The sequence below is a fragment of the Streptomyces sp. NPDC003697 genome (assembly GCF_053587115.1).
The window spans coordinates 13,442-29,111 of the sequence record NZ_JBSFNN010000023.1 but is presented as its reverse complement, the minus strand read 5'-3'; the positions used below and the strand labels follow the sequence as shown (position 1 = coordinate 29,111).

Genomic DNA, 15,670 nt, shown 5'->3' with positions numbered 1-15,670 from the left:
GCCATGTCCATCGGTCACACCCTTCTGGGACTCCTGGAGTCCGGGCCCCGCCACGGCTACGACCTCAAGCGGGCCTTCGACGACAAGTTCGGTCACGACCGGCCGCTGCACTACGGCCAGGTCTACTCGACGATGTCCCGTCTGCTGAGGCACGGGCTCGTCGAAGTCGACGGCATCGAGGCGGGCGACGGCCCCGAACGCAAGCGCTACGCCATCACCGAGGCCGGCATCACGGACGTCGAGCGCTGGCTGGCCACGCCCGAGAAGCCCGAGCCGTACCTCCAGTCGACGCTCTACACCAAGGTCGTGCTCGCGCTGCTGACCCACCGCGACGCCGCCGACATCCTGGACACCCAGCGCGCCGAACACCTGCGCGGCATGCGGATCCTGACGGACCGCAAGCGCCGGGGCGACCTGGCGGACCAGCTCATCTGCGACCACGCCCTGTTCCACCTCGAAGCCGACCTGCGGTGGCTGGAGCTGACCGCGGCGCGCCTGGACAAGCTGCGCGCGGCGGTGACCGCATGACGCGCACGTCCGCTCCCGCCGGCTCCCTGCTGGCGGCGGAGAACCTGCACAAGGCCTACGGCCCGACCACCGCGCTCGCCGGCGCCGACTTCTCCATCCACCCCGGGGAGGTCGTCGCCGTCATGGGACCCTCCGGCTCCGGCAAGTCGACCCTGCTGCACTGCCTCGCCGGCATCGTGACCCCCGACTCGGGCACGATCACCTTCGACGGGCGGGAAGTGTCGGCGATGACCGACGCCCGGCGCAGCGCGCTGCGCCGCTCGGAGTTCGGCTTCGTGTTCCAGTTCGGCCAGCTCGTGCCTGAGCTGACCTGCGTGGAGAACGTGGCCCTGCCGCTGCGGCTGAACGGCACCCCGCGCAAGGAGGCCGAACGGACCGCACTGGCCTGGATGGAGCGGCTGGAGGTCGACGACCTGCGCAGGAAACGGCCCGGCGAGGTGTCCGGCGGCCAGGGACAGCGGGTCGCCGTCGCCCGCGCCCTGGTCACCGGCCCGCGGGTGCTGTTCGCCGACGAGCCGACCGGTGCCCTGGACTCCCTCAACGGCGAGCGGGTGATGGAACTGCTCACCGAGGCGGCGCGGACCGCCAACGCCGCCGTCGTCCTCGTCACGCACGAGGCGCGGGTGGCCGCCTACTCCGACCGCGAGATCGTCGTACGGGACGGCAGGTCGCGGGACATGGAGCGGATCGTATGAGGACGCGCCAGTGGGCCCGGGACCTGGGCATGGGCGTCCGCTTCGCCCTGGCCGGCGGGCGGGAGGGCTGGGTACGGGCGGTGCTCACGGCCGTGGGCGTCGGCCTGGGCGTGGCGCTGCTGCTGCTCACCACCGCGCTCCCCGGCGCCCTGTCGGCCCGCCACGACCGCGAACAGGCACGCCAGAACTACACCTACGGGCCGACCGACAAGCCCAGGGCCGACGACACCCTCGTCATGGCCGACAGTGACACCGAGTACCACGACCGTGAGGTGCGGGGCAGGCTGGTCGAACCGGAGGGCCCCCGGGCCCCGGTCGTCCCGGGCCTGACGCGGTACCCGGCACCCGGCGAGATGGTCGTCTCCCCGGCGCTGGGAAGGCTGCTGGATTCCCCCGGCGGCGCGCGGCTGAGGGAACGCCTGCCGTACCGGATCGTCGGCACGATCGGCGAGAACGGTCTCGTCGGCTCCCAGGAACTGGCCTACTACGCGGGTGCCGAGGGGCTCGCCTCGAAGATCAACGGCTGGCAGGTGGGCCGCATCGACGCCTTCGGCAGCCCGGACAGCGGCCCGGACCATACCGATCCGGTGCTGCTCCTGCTGACCCTGGTGGTGTTCGTGGTGCTGCTGATGCCGGTCGCCGTGTTCGTCGCCACGGCGGTCCGGTTCGGCGGCGAGCGCCGGGACCGGCGGCTCGCGGCACTGCGGCTGGTGGGCTCCGACGGCCGGATGACCCGGCGGATCGCGGCCGGTGAGGCGCTCGCCGGCGCATTGCTGGGCCTGCTCGTGGGCGCGGTCTTCTTCCTGGCCGGACGCCGGCTCGCGGGCTCCGTCGAGGTGTTCGGCGTGAGCGTGTGGCCGAGCTATCTGAACCCTTCGCCCCTCCTCGCGGTCCTGGTCGCGCTCCTGGTGCCCGCGGCGGCGGTACTGGTCACCCTGTTCGCACTGCGCCACGTGGTCATCGAACCGCTGGGTGTGGTCCGCACGGCGAAGCCGTCACGACGGCGGCTGTGGTGGCGGCTGCTGCTGCCGGCCGCCGGGCTGGGCCTGCTCTACCCGATGGTCGGGCAGGGCCGGGCCCACGGTGACTTCAACCAGTACCTGGTGACCGGCGGCGTCCTGCTGCTGCTGGTCGGCGTCACCGCGCTGCTGCCGTGGGTCGTCGAGGCGGTCGTCGCCCGGCTCGGCTCCGGCAGCGTCTCCTGGCAGCTCGCCGTCCGCAGGCTGCAGGTGAGCAGCGGCACGGCGGCCCGCCTGGTCAACGGCATAGCGGTGGCGGTGGCCGGCGCGATCGCCCTGCAGATGCTGTTCGCCGGGGTGGAGAGCGACTACACCGAGCCCACGGCCTACGACCTGACCCGGGCCCAGGTGCAGGTGTCCCTGTCCCAGGGCCTGCCGGCGGACGGGACGGCCGCCGCCTTCGCGGCGACGCCGGGCGTCCGTCACGCCACCGTCCTGTCCGAGGGCTACGTCGGTGACCGGCCCGCCGCGAACGGCGCCGACGACGAGTCCCGGGTGGTGGTCCAGACGACCATCGGCGACTGCGCGGCCCTCAGGGAGGTGGCCGCCCTGCCGTCGTGCCGCGACGGTGACGCCTTCTTCGTCCAGCAGGCCGATGACCCGGCCACGGCGAAGCTCGCCAGGCCGGGCCGCCGGCTCTGGTTCGACCTCTCCCCCGGCTCCGGCAGCGGCCCCGCACCGCGCTGGACGGTCCCGGCGAACCTGCGCCGGGTGCGGCCGGTCGAGGACCCCTCGGGCGGCCGGCACACCGGCTTCCTGGCCACACCCGCCGCGCTGCCCGACGGGGCGCCGGCCGCCGCACGCGGCAACGTCTGGCTGCGACTGGACGACTCGGTCCCCGACGTGAGGGAGAACGTCAGGGACACGGCGGCGAGGGTGGACCCGCTGGCCAGGGTCGCGGTGTTGACGCAGACCACCCAGTCGGACCAGTTCACCTCCCTCCGCACCGGCCTGTTCGTCGGGGCCTCCTGCGTCCTCGCCCTGATCGGCGCGAGCCTGCTGGTGTCGCAGCTGGAGCAGCTGCGCGAGCGCAGGAAACTGCTCTCCTGCCTGGTCGCCTTCGGCACCCGGCGGCGCACCCTGGGCCTTTCGGTGCTGTGGCAGACGGCCGTCCCGATCGCCCTCGGTCTGCTGCTGGCGTCGGCGGTGGGGATGACGCTGGGCGCGGTGCTGCTGAGGATGACGGACACCTCGGTGCGGGTGGACTGGGCCGGGGTGCTGTCGATGACCGGCATCGGCGCGGCTGTCGTCCTGGCGGTGACGCTGCTGAGCCTGCCGCCGCTGCTGCGCCTGATGCGCCCGGACGGTCTGCGGACGGAGTGACGGCCCGGGGCCCGCGCGCACGGCCTCACGACCGCGTACGGCCCCCGACCGGGGGTGGCGGCACCCGTGCCGGGGTGCCGTCCGCCGCGGGCCGGCGCGCTGGTACGGGTGCGCCGTGAGGGGTACGGGTTCCGCGCCGGTGCCCCCGGCCCCCACCCGGCCGGCGGGAGGCACCGGGCACCCCCACCGGCGTCGTCAGTCCGCGCCCTGCAGCACCCGGACCGGCAGCGGCCGCAGCGCCTCCCGCAGCGCGCCCGCCAGCTCCCGGTACTCGGCGCCCCGGGCCGCGCCGCCGCGCATGGCGAGGGCGACCCGCCGGGACGGGGCGGGTTCGGCGAAGTAGCCGGTCAGCAGCTGGTTGCTGCGGGAGGTCTCGACCTTCAGGGCGGTGCGCGGCAGCAGCGTCACCCCGAGACCGCCGGCGACGAGCTGCACCAGCGTGGACAGGCCCGCGGCGGTCGTGGTGACCGGCGCGTTCTCGCGTCCGGCCTCGCGGCAGATGTCGAGGGCCTGGTCGCGCAGACAGTGGCCCTCGTCGAGAAGCAGCAGATGGAGCTCCCGCAGCGCCTCCCGGGGTATCCCCGCACGGCCGCCGAGCTCGTGGCCGAGCGGGGTGACCAGGACGAAGTCCTCGTCGAACAGGGGCAGTTCGACGACACCCGGCACCCCGAGGGGCACGGCGAGCAGCAGCAGGTCCAGGCGTCCGGCGCCCAGCCCCTCCAGCAGGCTGCCCGTCTGCTCCTCGTGGACCTGCAGATCGAGGTGCGGGTACCGTTCGTGCACCAGGCGCAGCACCGTGGGCAGCAGATACGGCGCGACGGTGGGGATGACGCCGAGCCGGAGCACCCCGGTGAAGGGCGCCCGGACGGCCTCGGCCTCCTCCAGCAGCGCCCCGACCTCCGCGAGCACCGCCTTGGTCCGGACGGCGAGCCGCTCCCCGGCGGGTGAGAGCAGGACCTTGCGCGTCGTACGCTCCAACAGGGTGACACCGAGTGCCTCCTCCAGCGCCGAGACCGCGCCGGAGAGCGCCGGCTGGCTCATCCCGATCGCGGCGGCGGCGTCCCGGAAGTGCAGGTGCTCGGCGACCGCGGCGAAAGCGCGCAGCTGAGCGAGGCTCGGCTGCCTCTTTCTACCACTCACTAATAGCTACCTCCGATCAACACGACCGAGTGTAGCTATTTCCGTAATCAATGCACCCTGTGCCAACATCATCTGTGTCCAACCCATGGGAAACACCCGCAAAACAGGTGTTTCCTCGCTGCAAGGAGAGCGCGTGCTCACTGTCGGTGACAAGTTCCCCGAGTTCGAACTGTCCGCCTGCGTCTCGCTGGAGAAGGGCAAGGAGTTCGAAACGATCGACCACAAGACCTACGAGGGCAAGTGGAAGGTCATCTTCGCCTGGCCCAAGGACTTCACCTTCGTGTGCCCGACCGAGATCGCCGCCTTCGGCAAGCTGAACGACGAGTTCGCCGACCGTGACGCCCAGGTCCTCGGCTTCTCCGGCGACTCCGAGTTCGTGCACCACGCCTGGCGCAAGGACCACGACGACCTGCGCGACCTGCCGTTCCCGATGATGGCCGACTCCAAGCACGAGCTGATGCGCCAGCTGGGCATCGAGGACGAGGACGGCTTCGCCAAGCGTGCCGTCTTCATCGTCGACCAGAACAACGAGATCCAGTTCACCATGGTGACCGCGGGCTCCGTCGGCCGTAACCCGAAGGAGGTCCTGCGGGTCCTGGACGCGCTGCAGACCGACGAGCTCTGCCCCTGCAACTGGAGCAAGGGCGACGAGACGCTCGACCCGGTCGCGCTGCTGGCTGGTGAGTGACCATGTCGCTCGACTCCCTGAAGTCCGCCGTACCGGACTACGCCAAGGACCTGAAGCTCAACCTGGGCTCGGTCATCGGCAACTCCGACCTGCCCGCGCAGCAGCTGTGGGGCACCGTGCTGGCGACGGCGATCGCCGCGCGCTCGCCGATCGTCCTGCGTGAGCTGGAGCCCGAGGCGAAGGCGAACCTCACGCCGGAGGCGTACACCGCGGCCAAGGCCGCGGCCGCCGTCATGGCGATGAACAACGTCTTCTACCGCACCCGGCACCTGCTGTCGGACCACGAGTACGGCACCCTGCGCGCCGGCCTGCGGATGAACGTCATCGGCAACCCCGGCGTCGACAAGGTCGACTTCGAGCTGTGGTCGTTCGCGGTGTCCGCCATCAACGGCTGCGGCATGTGCCTCGACTCGCACGAGCAGGTCCTGCGCAAGGCGGGCCTGGACCGCGAGGTCATCCAGGAGGCCTTCAAGATCGCCGCGGTGATCCAGGCGGTCGCCACGACCCTGGACGCGGAAGCGGTGCTGTCGGAGTAGTCCGCGCAGCACACGTCGTCAGCGGTCAGGGGTCCGGGCAGGTCCGGGCCCCTGACCGGGCGAGGCCCCCGCCCACCGGCACGGTGGGCGGGGGCCTCACTGCTGTGTCCAGTTCCCGCGCGGGGGCCCGCTCGGCCCTGTCCGCCGCGGGGAGGCCGGTCAGCCGGCCGGGCCGGGGCGATCGGTGCCGGGGCCGGTGTCGGTCTCGGGGCGATCGGCGCCCGTCGCGGGGCGGTCGGCGCTCGTCGCGGGGCGGTCGGCGCTCGTCGCGGGGCGGTCGGCGCCCGGACCGCCGGGGGCCTCCGGGCCGGCGCCCGCCTCGGTCTGGCCGACGGCCGCGGTGGCGACCGCGGCGGCCTCCGCGGGCGAGGCGTGCCGGCGCGCCCGTTCCAGGGAGTAGGCCCGCAGATAGACCACGACCGTGTTCGTCACCGCCACCAGCGGCACCGCGACCACGGCGCCGCCGATCCCGGCCACCGTCCCGCCCGCCGCCACCGACAGGACCACCGCCAGGGGATGCACCCGCACCGCGCGGCCCAGGATGAACGGCTGCAGCACGTGACCCTCGATCTGCTGCACCGCGAGGACGACCACCAGCACCAAGACCGCGGTGAACACACCCTGGGTGACCAGCGCGACCACCACCGCGAGCGCGCCGGAGACGACCGCGCCCACCAGCGGGATGAAGGCGAACAGGAAGATGAACACGGCCAGCGGCACGGCCATCGGCACGTTCAGGAAGTAGATGCCCAGGCCGATGAAGATGGCGTCGATCAGGGCCACGATCACCGTGCCCCGGACGTAGGCGGTCAGCGTCCGCCAGGCCCGCGGGCCCGCCCCGGCCACGCCGGGACGCGCCGCCGCCGGCACCAGCCTCAGCGTCCACTCCCAGATCCGCCGTCCGTCGTACAGCAGGAACAGCGTCGAGAACATCGTCAGCAGGATGCCGGTGAGCGCCTCCACGACGACCGTCACACCTTCGAGGCCGGCCGAGGTGATCTGGTCCGTGTTCGCGCCGATCGCCTCGCGCAGGTTCTGGGCGATCTGGTTGATCTGCTTGTCGGTGACGTGGAAGGGGCTGTTCAGCAGCCACTTGCGCAGCTCGTCGATGCCGTTCTGGACCTGGCTGGAGAGGTTGTCGATGTTCTCCATGATCTGCCAGGTGACGAACCACCCCATCAGTCCGATGATCACGAAGCCGAGGACCGCGGCGAGCGCGGTGGCGAGCCCGCGCGGCAGCCCGTGCCGGCGCAGCCGCGCCACCGTCGGCTGCAGCAGCGCGGTGATCAGCAGGGCCGCCACGAAGGCCAGCACGATCAGGCGGACGGTGCTGATCACTTGCATCAGCACCCAGAGCGTCCCCGCGAGCACCAGCAGGCGCCAGCCGGCCTCCGCCGCCACCCGCACGCCCCACGGCACCGCCTGGGCCGGGTCCGGGCGGGCCGGGACGACGGTCACATGATCGGGGAGGGCCACGCCCTCGGCGGACGGCTCCGGCTCGGCCCCGGTCCGTTCCTGCTCCACCTCGGCGCGGCGTTCGTCCAACCGCTCACCCATCTCGGTGAGCCCGGCGCCGATGCGGCCGAGCCACCGTGGCACTCGCGACATGATCCGTCCTCTTCCCCCGTCTGTCCCCACCACTCCCCCTGAAGCCGTCCCGTCCGACGGTACATGCCGGCAGCCCCTCCCCCCAGTAGGGCGGGGAAGGGGCTGCGCGCGGAAGTGAGCGGGGCCGCCGGAGCGGACGCCCCGAGGGCTCGGCGGCACCGGTGGGGCGCCGCCGGGCGGATCCGGAGCTGCGGTCCCGAGCCCTCAGTACCAGTGGTTCGCCTGCCAGAAGGACCATGCCTCGCACGGGCTGCCGTAGCGGCTGTCCATGTAGTTGAGGCCCCACTTGATCTGCGTGGCCGGGTTGCTGCGCCAGTCGGAGCCGGCGGACTCCATCTTGGAGCCGGGCAGAGCCTGGAAGAGACCGTAGGCGCCGGAGGACGCGTTGACCGCCCGGTAGTTCCAGCTGGACTCGTGGTCCACGATGTTGCTGAAGCACTGGAACTGGCCGCCCGGCACCATCTGCCGCGCCATCGCCTGGATCTGCGCGACCGAGTACGAGCCCAGGACGGGGAAGCTGGAGGAGTCGCGGGCCGCGCTGCGGCTGGCGGCCGCCTTGGCCTCGGCGCGCTCCTTGGCGTCCTTCGCCGCCTTCTCGGCGGCCTCCTTCTTGGCGATCGCCGTCTCGGCGGCGGCCTTGCGGGCGGCCTCCTCGGCGTCCTTCCTGGCGCTGGCGTCGGCAGCGATGGCCTGCGAGTCCGCCTGCTGCGCCAGGGACATCGTCTGCACCTGGGCCTGCTGGCCCGCGGGTATGTCCGCGAGGAGCGTCGCCTCGCTTGCCGTCGCCTCGGCGTCGTTGTTCTGCGCGACGCTGCCCGAGGCAACGCCGACGACGCTTCCGACGGCGGTGACCGCGGTGGCCGAGGCCACTGCGAATCCCCGGACCGAGATCCGGCTCACACGGTTTCCTTCCAGCATCGTCCGCTTCGGTGACCCTGGCGGACGCAATCGTGCCCTTGACACTGGCCTCCCAACTGCGGGGTCACGGAGGCACGGGCCCGGTGGGCAACTCCCGTGACGGGAGCGGCGCGTGGATCGCGGGCGGCATACGACGACGCTATGGAGTTGGCTGCTGCTCAAGTGGCGCTGTACCGCTGGGGATACAACTGTGTCGTATGCGGGGCCTGACAGGAATGAGACTCTGCCGTAACCCGGCGCCTCCAGGCAATTCCGAGTTGCGTGTGAAAGCTCACACCTGGTTTGACGCAGGCGATTTCTGCGAACGTCCGCATGCGAAGGCGCCGCCCGGCTAGGCTCAGGGCCTTTGCCGGACGGCGCCAACTGCCGTACCACCACCCCACAATGGGGCGGGAAGGGCGGAGCGGATCAGATGTTCCCGTCCTCCAGCATTTCGGTCACAAGGGCCGCGATCTGGGATCTCTCGGACCGGGTCAGCGTCACGTGCGCGAAGAGCGGATGGCCCTTCAGTTTCTCCACGACGGCGACGACACCGTCGTAGCGGCCGACCCGCAGATTGTCCCGCTGTGCCACGTCGTGGGTCAGTACGACCCGTGAGTTGGCCCCGATCCGGGACAGCACCGTCAGCAGGACGTTGCGCTCCAGGGACTGCGCCTCGTCCACGATCACGAACGCGTCGTGCAGCGAACGGCCGCGGATGTGGGTGAGCGGGAGCACCTCCAGCATGCCGCGGGCGGTGACCTCCTCGATGACCTCCCGACTGGTGACCGCCGACAGGGTGTCGAAGACGGCCTGCGCCCAGGGGCTCATCTTCTCCGCCTCGCTGCCGGGCAGATACCCGAGTTCCTGCCCGCCGACCGCGTACAGCGGCCGGAAGACCATCACCTTCTGGTGCTGGCGCCGCTCCAGGACCGCTTCCAGGCCCGCGCACAGCGCCAGCGCCGACTTGCCGGTGCCGGCCCGGCCGCCCATCGACACGATGCCGACGTCCGGGTCGAGCAGCAGGTCGAGCGCGATGCGCTGCTCGGCGCTGCGGCCCTTGATGCCGAACGCCTCACGGTCGCCCCGCACCAGGCGGACGTCCCCCTCGGGTGTGACCCGCCCCAGCGCGCTGCCCCGCTCCGACTGGATCGTCAAACCCGTGTGCACGGGAAGGTCCGCGGCTTCCGGGACGTGGATGCGGCCTTCCCCGAAGAGGAGGTCCACCTGTTCACCGGACAGGGCCAGATCGGACATCCCCGTCCAGCCGGAGGCGTCCGTGATGGCGAGTTCCGCCCGGTACTCCTCGGCCAGCAGGCCCACGGAGGACGCCTTGATCCGCAGCGGCAGGTCCTTCGAGACGACGGTGACGTCGTACCCCTCGGCCTGCAGGTTGCGGGCGACCGCGAGGATGCGGGAGTCGTTGTCCCCCAGCCGGTAGCCGCTCGGCAGCACACCCGGGTCCGAGTGGTTGAGCTCGACGCGGACGCTTCCGCCGAGGTCACCGATCGGGATGGGCGTGTCGAGGCGGCCGTGACGGACCCGGTAGTCGTCCAGCAGGCGCAGTGCCTGCCGGGCGAAGTAGCCGAGCTCGGGATGGTGCCGCTTGGCCTCCAGCTCCGTGACCACGACCACGGGGAGCACGACCTCGTGCTCCTCGAAGCGGCTCAGGGCGTTCGGGTCGGCCAGCAGGACGCTGGTGTCGAGAACATACGTGCGCCGGTCTGGCTTGCGGCGCTTTGCGCTGGTCACCACGGAAGGACGTACCCCCTCGGATGAGGTCGGGGAGCGACGAGACGGAGACTGGGCCGGGCGGAAACCAGTGGGGCCGGTTCTCGGCCCCCGCGCACGGGTGGCCGGGAACCGGCCCTCCGCGTCGTCGTCCGTGCCGTGACCGCACGGTCGGGCTGGTGCAAAGGGCCTCCCGGGCGGACGGCCCCGTGCCGCCCGCTGAGATCCGACACCCGTGGTTCGGGCGTCGACCTGTTTGCTTTATGCCCTTGAAGCTGCGCAGCCATGCAACGGCGGCGGGCGGCGCCCCGGTGAACGCGGGGTTACGGGTGCGGCCAGAGGGGTGAACGGCGGCCCGGGCGGCCCTTCCGCGGCAGGGGTCGGTCAGCCGCCGTAGCGCCGGTGGCGGGCCGCGTAGTCGCGCAGGGCGCGCAGGAAGTCGACCTTGCGGAAGGCCGGCCAGAACACGTCACAGAAGTAGTACTCCGAGTGGGCGGTCTGCCAGAGCATGAATCCGGACAGCCGCTGCTCTCCGCTGGTGCGGATGACCAGGTCGGGGTCGGGCTGGTCGCCGGTGTAGAGGTGGCGGCCGATCATGTCGATGTCGACGGCGTCGGCGAGGGCCTCCATCGACAGGCCCTTGTCCTGGGCGTCGACCAGCATCGAGCGGACCGCGTCGGCGATCTCCTGGCGGCCGCCGTACCCGATGGCGACGTTGACCAGTATGCCGCCGACGCCGGCGGTGGCCTCCTCCGCCTCCTTCAGGACGGTCTGCATCCCCTGCGGCAGGAGGTCCATGGTGCCGACGTGGTGGACGCGCCAGCGGCCGTCGGCGGCGAGGGAACGGACCACGTCCTCGATGATGCCGAGGAGAGGGCCGAGTTCATCCTGGGGGCGGTCGAAGTTGTCCGTCGACAGCAGCCACAGGGTGACGACCTCGACGTCCGTCTCGGTGCACCAGCCGAGGAACTCCTCGATCTTGTCCGCGCCGGCCCGGTGGCCCTGCGCGGTGGTGGACCCGGCGGCCTTGGCCCAGCGCCGGTTGCCGTCCATGATGACGCCGATGTGCTTGGGCACCTGAGCGTGGTCCAGGTGGCCTTCCACCCGGCGCGCGTACAGTCTGACCAGCAGGCCGCGCAGCTTGTCGCGCACGTTCACGTGATCGTCAGCCCCTCCGTACTGATCGGACAGGCGCGGCCGGGGGCAGTCCCTGTCCGTGCGGCGGCCTTGTCCCTGTGGCGGTCCCCCGGGGGCGAAGCCTACCTCCGACACACGGCGGAACACCCAACGGGTGGCTGCCCGCTCCGGCTCGGCGCCGCGGCACCCCGGACAAGAAACGGGCCGGTCCGTGGGGGGGAGACGGACCGGCCCGAGGGGGGGGTTCCACCATAACCCTTCGTAAGTGATGCTGCGTGCATTGGCGCGAAACAATTACTCTCCGAATTCGCCCGGCGACGCGCAGAGATGTCCGGAACCTGAGATTCCGAGCCGAAAGCCCGCCAGGCCGCCGCACATTGCCAGGAAGAAGCGGCCACATACGACCGATCCGCAGGTTCTGCGTCGACTCACCGGCTGGTCGGCGGGTCGTCGCCGGTCCCTCCGCCGGGCGACCTGCCGCGAACGCCCGGTTGACGCGGGACGGGTCCCGTCGCGGCCCGCCCGGACGGCGAACGGAACGGCGCCGCAGGGTGCCCGACGCCACGCGGCGGGTGTCACCCGTCCGGCTTGCGGGCGTCGAAGAAGTGCCGCGTGCTGTGCGCGACGAACGGACCCTCCGCCACGATGCGCTCGTGCAGGGCTCGCAGTTGCCGGGTGTACGCCTCGGCATTGAAGCCGGGGACCAGCCAGATCACCTTGCGCAGGAAGTGCACGACCGCGCCGATGTCGTGGAACTCCATACGAAGCCGTGCGCGGCGCAGGTCGGCGATCTCCAGCCCGGCGGCCTCGGCGTCGGCGCGTTCACGGTCGGGGTGGCGTCCGTTGCGCCGCTCCTCGGGGAGGGGCCCGAGGAAGTACTCGACGAGTTCGAACGCGCTGCCGGGTCCGACGTGCTGGGCGACATAGGAACCACCCGGCTGGAGCACACGCGCGATCTCCCGCCAGTGCGGCCGGACGGGGTGCCTGCTGACGACCAGGTCGAAGGCACCGTCGGCGAACGGCAGCGGCGCGTACTCGGGGCAGGCGACGACCACGACACCGCGGGAGCGCAGCAGGGCGGTGGCCCTGGCGGCGTTCGGCGCCCAGCCCTCGGTGGCGGCGACCAGCGCGGGCCGCCGGGCGGCGCGGCCGAGGGCAAAGTCGAGCACCTCTCCTCCCCCGGTCTGCACGTCGAGCGCGGCGTGGGCGCCGGCCAGCCGCCGAGCCACCGTCATGGCGTAGCCCCAGGGAGGCCGCTCCTCGGTGGCCCGTCCCTCGAACCAGGAGAAGTCCCATCCGTCGGTGGGGACGGCGGCGCCTTCGGCGACCAGGTCCTCGAAGGTGCGGTCGGGTCGCTGCGTCGTCACGGGTGCGGCTCCAGGGGTCGTCGGCGGGAGAGCGCCGCCGTGGGCGGGTGTCGGTGTCCCGAGGCGCCGCTGCCGGTGGAGGGGAACAGGCCGGGCCCGGCTCACGGGACGAGGGGAGGCACCTCCTCGGCGGTGAACCGCGGGAAGCCCCCGGGGCCCGCTTCGTCGAGTCCGGTCATGGGACTTTCCTACCGAGCGGGTGCCGGGGCCACAACCGCTTTACGGCCGCCTGCCAACGGCCCCCTGATGGGCCGCCACCGGGCTCGCGTACCCCGCTCGACCACCGCGGCCCGTCAGGGCGACGCCAACGCCCCCAGCAGCAGCCCGGTGAACGCCCCGCCGAGCATGAACGGGCCCAGCGGGATGGCCGACTTCCGGTGGACGCGGCGCAGCACCAGCAGGACGGTGCCGTAGACGGCGCCGTACAGCAGCCCGGCGAGGGCGCCCGCGGTCCACACCGGCCAGCCGTACCAGCCGAGGGCCGTACCGAGCGCCGGCGCGAGCTTGACGTCACCGAAGCCCATCCCGGCCGGGTTGAGGCCGAACAGCACGAAGTAGGCGGCCGACAGGGCGAGTCCGCCGAGCAGCGCCGTCGGCCAGGAGCCCGCGGCAGTGGGGAGCAGCGCGGCGGCCCCGAGCAGGGCGGCGGTCGCCGCGGCGAGCGGTAGGGTCAGCACGTCCGGGAGCCGGTGCACCCGGTGGTCGACCAGGGCCAGCAGCACGGCGACGGGCGCGGCGAGCACCCACACCGCGGCCTCGGGGCGGGGGCCGGCGGCTGCGGCGAGGGCGGCGCAGACGAGCGCCGTCACCGTGGCCGCGACGGGGGTGCTCGGCCCGTACGCCCCGCACGCCCCGGCGTCCGTGCAGCGCGCCCGTCCCACCCAGCCGCCGAACGAGCCCGTGATCGGGTGACCGGCGGGGCACTCCCCGCGCCAGGGCTGCCCCGGATCGACCGAGAACCGGTGGGCGGCCCGGGGCAGCAGCAGTCCCGTCCCCGCACCCCACAGGGCCGCCACGACGATCAGAAGTACGCGCACGCCCGGACCCTAGTGCGCGGGCACCGGCCGCGGCATGGGCCCGTGGACCCATGCGAGGCCCAGCCGCCGCCGGTACGGTCGGTCGGGCAGACGGGCGACGGGCAGACGGCCGGTCAGCCGGTCAGTGGGTCCGCCGGCGACCGGTCAGTGGGTCCGCCGGGTGGCCGGTCAGTGGGTCGGGCGGCGGCCGGTCGACACGGGGGTGCGTCGGGAGCGAAGGGGGGACGGGCATGGGACGGCGCCTGCGGGGCGGGCGGGGGACGCTGCTCGTGCACGGGGACCGGGCGGCACCGGTGACCGTGCCGCTGGAGCTGGCGACGTCCTACCGGGCCCGCACCAGGGGTCTCCTCGGCCGCGACGGCGTCGACGGGGCCATCCTGCTGTCCCCGGCCGGCAGCGTGCACACCTTCCGTATGCGCTTCGCCATCGACGTCGCCTACCTCGACCGCGATCTCACGGTCCTCGCCGTCCGCACCATGAGGCCGGGACGCCTGGGGCTGCCCCGCCTCCGCTCCCGGCACGTCCTGGAGGCGACGGCGGGGGCGATGGCGGGGTGGGGGCTGCGGCCGGGGGTGCGGGTGACGGTGGAGGCCGACACGGGGGCGGGGTGAATCCGGGACGGTCGGTGACGGCGGAAGGGTGCGTCCCCCACCGACGGGACGCGGGACGGGCCTCGGGCGCCCTTCGCGGGCCGGCTCAGCCCACCGTGCGCGGGAAGGACACCTCGACGCGGCGGTTCTTCTTGCGGCCCGCCTCCGTGGCGTTGTCGGCGATCGGGTACTGCTCGCCGTAGCCACGCACCTCGAAGGTGATGCCCGGGTTGTTCAGATCCTGGTCCAGGAAGGTCTGAACGGCGGTGGCGCGCTGCTTGGACAGCACGTCGCCGTGGGCCGACGAACCCAGGTTGTCCGTGAAGCCGAAGACCCGGACGTGCGTGGACTTCTGCTTCCTGATCTCCTCGGCGATCGCGGTGATGCGGGACTTGGCCTCTGCGCTCAGCCTGGCGCTGTCCTTGCCGAACAGCACCTCGGCCTGGAGTGCGAAGGTCACGTCCGTGTTGGTGTCCGAGCGGCGCTCCTCACCGCCCTGGTCCTCGACGACCGACTTGATGTCGAGCACCTTGACGGCGGCGAGGGTGGCACCCTCGGGCAGCTTGAGATCCGGGTCGTTCGGGTCGACCTCGACGGGAGCGGAGGCCGACGCCTCCGTGCCCGGGGGCACACTGGGCCCGTCGTCGGCGTGCGCCGGGGCCGCGCCGCACAGATGAGCAGCGACGGTGAGCGTGGCGGCGGTGAGGGTGACGGCGAGACGCGGGTGGCCCGCCATCGTCCGGCTGTGGGTCATGGCCGCCCTCACCCGGAGACCTTGAGGGTGGTGGCGGGGAAGGCCGGAAGCTGGAAGCTGACCTCCGTAGTGCCCGCCGGCGGCGCCGGGAACTGCATGAAGACCGGCAGGTCGTCACCAGCCCTGATCGTGGAGAATCCCGTGGTGGTCAGCGGCCGGCCATCCGTGTCCCTCAGCACGTAGTAACGCTTCTTGCTCTTGGAATCGACGAGTGTCGCGCCGCCGAGCGATCTGCCGTTTCTGATGATCTCGGTCTCGTTGCCGCTCAGGGCCGAAGGGATGGCGATGCTCTTGGCTCCGTCATTCTTCAGGGTGCCGTTGACGGTGACGAATCCGCCCGAGTCGCGTTCGGCCGAGGTGATCCGAAGGAGCAGGCCGTCCGGACCCCTCAATTCCGCCAGAGGCTCAGCCGATTGTCCCTCCTGGGCACTCGGGCCCGAGCCGCCGCCCTTTGACGCGGACGGGGAGACGTCCGGCTTCTTCTCGTCCCCGCCACCACCGCAGCCGGCCGCACCAAGGGCCAGACCGGCCGCGACGGTCAGTGCGACCATCCCCTTGCGGGCCTTCGCAGTGAACCGAATGCTCATCGCTCCGCTTCCTTCTCCACTCGTCGTTCGCTT

15 protein-coding genes are annotated in these 15,670 nt (G+C 72.3%); 6 read left to right on the top strand and 9 right to left on the bottom strand.

What is annotated here, in order from left to right; genetic code table 11:
- The first annotated feature begins 3 nt into the window (after window positions 1-3).
- Genes ACWDNY_RS12440 through ACWDNY_RS12430 form a run of 3 tightly spaced genes read left to right on the top strand, consistent with a single transcriptional unit; the run spans window position 4 to window position 3,565 of the window.
- The gene (locus ACWDNY_RS12440; RefSeq protein WP_451645688.1) at window positions 4-528 is read left to right on the top strand and encodes a PadR family transcriptional regulator; all 525 of its coding nucleotides are present in this window, start codon (window positions 4-6) and stop codon (window positions 526-528) included.
- A complete protein-coding gene (locus ACWDNY_RS12435) occupies window positions 525-1,223 on the top strand; it encodes an ABC transporter ATP-binding protein (protein ID WP_451645687.1) in 699 nt (232 codons plus the stop codon). The genes ACWDNY_RS12440 and ACWDNY_RS12435 overlap by 4 nt, the downstream gene beginning before the upstream one ends.
- Window positions 1,220-3,565, top strand: coding sequence for an ABC transporter permease (locus tag ACWDNY_RS12430; protein WP_451645686.1), 2,346 nt, complete (start codon window positions 1,220-1,222; stop codon window positions 3,563-3,565). Before ACWDNY_RS12435 ends, ACWDNY_RS12430 begins: the two co-directional genes overlap by 4 nt.
- A 195-nt stretch (window positions 3,566-3,760) precedes the next feature.
- Here the strand turns inward: ACWDNY_RS12430 and ACWDNY_RS12425 are convergent, their stop codons facing one another.
- Window positions 3,761-4,705, bottom strand: coding sequence for a hydrogen peroxide-inducible genes activator (locus tag ACWDNY_RS12425; protein ID WP_451645685.1), 945 nt, complete (start codon window positions 4,703-4,705; stop codon window positions 3,761-3,763).
- 133 nt (window positions 4,706-4,838) lie between these two features.
- On the opposite strand from ACWDNY_RS12425, the gene ACWDNY_RS12420 reads away from it, so the two are divergent.
- On the top strand, window positions 4,839-5,393 hold the full coding sequence (locus ACWDNY_RS12420) for a peroxiredoxin (RefSeq protein WP_451645684.1): 555 nt from the start codon (window positions 4,839-4,841) through the stop codon (window positions 5,391-5,393).
- Window positions 5,394-5,395: 2 nt separating this feature from the next.
- Window positions 5,396-5,929, top strand: a complete 534-nt coding sequence (locus ACWDNY_RS12415) for an alkyl hydroperoxide reductase (protein ID WP_451645683.1) — start codon at window positions 5,396-5,398, stop codon at window positions 5,927-5,929.
- 159 nt (window positions 5,930-6,088) lie between these two features.
- Here the strand turns inward: ACWDNY_RS12415 and ACWDNY_RS12410 are convergent, their stop codons facing one another.
- The 6 genes from ACWDNY_RS12410 to ACWDNY_RS12385 form a co-directional block, all read right to left on the bottom strand.
- Window positions 6,089-7,537 (bottom strand): AI-2E family transporter, encoded by a 1,449-nt coding sequence (locus ACWDNY_RS12410; RefSeq protein ID WP_451645682.1) that lies wholly within the window; start codon window positions 7,535-7,537, stop codon window positions 6,089-6,091.
- A gap of 204 nt (window positions 7,538-7,741) precedes the next feature.
- Window positions 7,742-8,455 carry an aggregation-promoting factor C-terminal-like domain-containing protein gene (locus tag ACWDNY_RS12405; RefSeq protein ID WP_451645681.1) on the bottom strand — a complete coding sequence of 238 codons (714 nt, stop codon included), beginning with the start codon at window positions 8,453-8,455 and terminating at the stop codon, window positions 7,742-7,744.
- Window positions 8,456-8,863: 408 nt separating this feature from the next.
- Window positions 8,864-10,189, bottom strand: a complete 1,326-nt coding sequence (locus ACWDNY_RS12400; protein WP_451645680.1) for a PhoH family protein — start codon at window positions 10,187-10,189, stop codon at window positions 8,864-8,866.
- Between the two features lie 360 nt (window positions 10,190-10,549).
- Complete coding sequence (locus tag ACWDNY_RS12395; protein ID WP_451645679.1) at window positions 10,550-11,323, bottom strand: isoprenyl transferase; 774 nt, start codon at window positions 11,321-11,323, stop codon at window positions 10,550-10,552.
- Window positions 11,324-11,877: 554 nt separating this feature from the next.
- Window positions 11,878-12,669 carry a class I SAM-dependent methyltransferase gene (locus tag ACWDNY_RS12390; RefSeq protein ID WP_451645678.1) on the bottom strand — a complete coding sequence of 264 codons (792 nt, stop codon included), beginning with the start codon at window positions 12,667-12,669 and terminating at the stop codon, window positions 11,878-11,880.
- A 293-nt stretch (window positions 12,670-12,962) separates the two neighbouring features.
- Entirely contained in the window at window positions 12,963-13,706 is a 744-nt protein-coding gene (locus ACWDNY_RS12385) for a prepilin peptidase (protein WP_451645677.1), read from the bottom strand.
- Window positions 13,707-13,936: 230 nt separating this feature from the next.
- Between ACWDNY_RS12385 and ACWDNY_RS12380 the strand changes: the two genes are divergently transcribed.
- Window positions 13,937-14,317 carry a DUF192 domain-containing protein gene (locus ACWDNY_RS12380; protein ID WP_451645676.1) on the top strand — a complete coding sequence of 127 codons (381 nt, stop codon included), beginning with the start codon at window positions 13,937-13,939 and terminating at the stop codon, window positions 14,315-14,317.
- Between the two features lie 85 nt (window positions 14,318-14,402).
- On the opposite strand, the gene ACWDNY_RS12375 is transcribed toward ACWDNY_RS12380, so the two are convergent.
- On the bottom strand, window positions 14,403-15,050 hold the full coding sequence (locus ACWDNY_RS12375) for an OmpA family protein (RefSeq protein WP_451645675.1): 648 nt from the start codon (window positions 15,048-15,050) through the stop codon (window positions 14,403-14,405).
- An 8-nt stretch (window positions 15,051-15,058) separates the two neighbouring features.
- Window positions 15,059-15,637, bottom strand: a complete 579-nt coding sequence (locus ACWDNY_RS12370) for a hypothetical protein (RefSeq protein ID WP_451645674.1) — start codon at window positions 15,635-15,637, stop codon at window positions 15,059-15,061.
- Window positions 15,638-15,670: the final 33 nt, after the last annotated feature.

Bases quoted from the DNA above. Each gene is read 5' to 3' on its own strand.
- ACWDNY_RS12440 (WP_451645688.1), top strand. From the start codon at position 4: ATGTCCATCGGTCACACCCTTCTGGGACTCCTGGAGTCCGGGCCCCGC.
- ACWDNY_RS12435 (WP_451645687.1), top strand. From the start codon at position 525: ATGACGCGCACGTCCGCTCCCGCCGGCTCCCTGCTGGCGGCGGAGAAC.
- ACWDNY_RS12430 (WP_451645686.1), top strand. From the start codon at position 1,220: ATGAGGACGCGCCAGTGGGCCCGGGACCTGGGCATGGGCGTCCGCTTC.
- ACWDNY_RS12415 (WP_451645683.1), top strand. From the start codon at position 5,396: ATGTCGCTCGACTCCCTGAAGTCCGCCGTACCGGACTACGCCAAGGAC.
- ACWDNY_RS12410 (WP_451645682.1), bottom strand. From the start codon at position 7,537: ATGTCGCGAGTGCCACGGTGGCTCGGCCGCATCGGCGCCGGGCTCACC.
- ACWDNY_RS12405 (WP_451645681.1), bottom strand. From the start codon at position 8,455: ATGCTGGAAGGAAACCGTGTGAGCCGGATCTCGGTCCGGGGATTCGCA.
- ACWDNY_RS12380 (WP_451645676.1), top strand. From the start codon at position 13,937: ATGGGACGGCGCCTGCGGGGCGGGCGGGGGACGCTGCTCGTGCACGGG.
- ACWDNY_RS12375 (WP_451645675.1), bottom strand. From the start codon at position 15,050: ATGACCCACAGCCGGACGATGGCGGGCCACCCGCGTCTCGCCGTCACC.
- ACWDNY_RS12370 (WP_451645674.1), bottom strand. From the start codon at position 15,637: ATGAGCATTCGGTTCACTGCGAAGGCCCGCAAGGGGATGGTCGCACTG.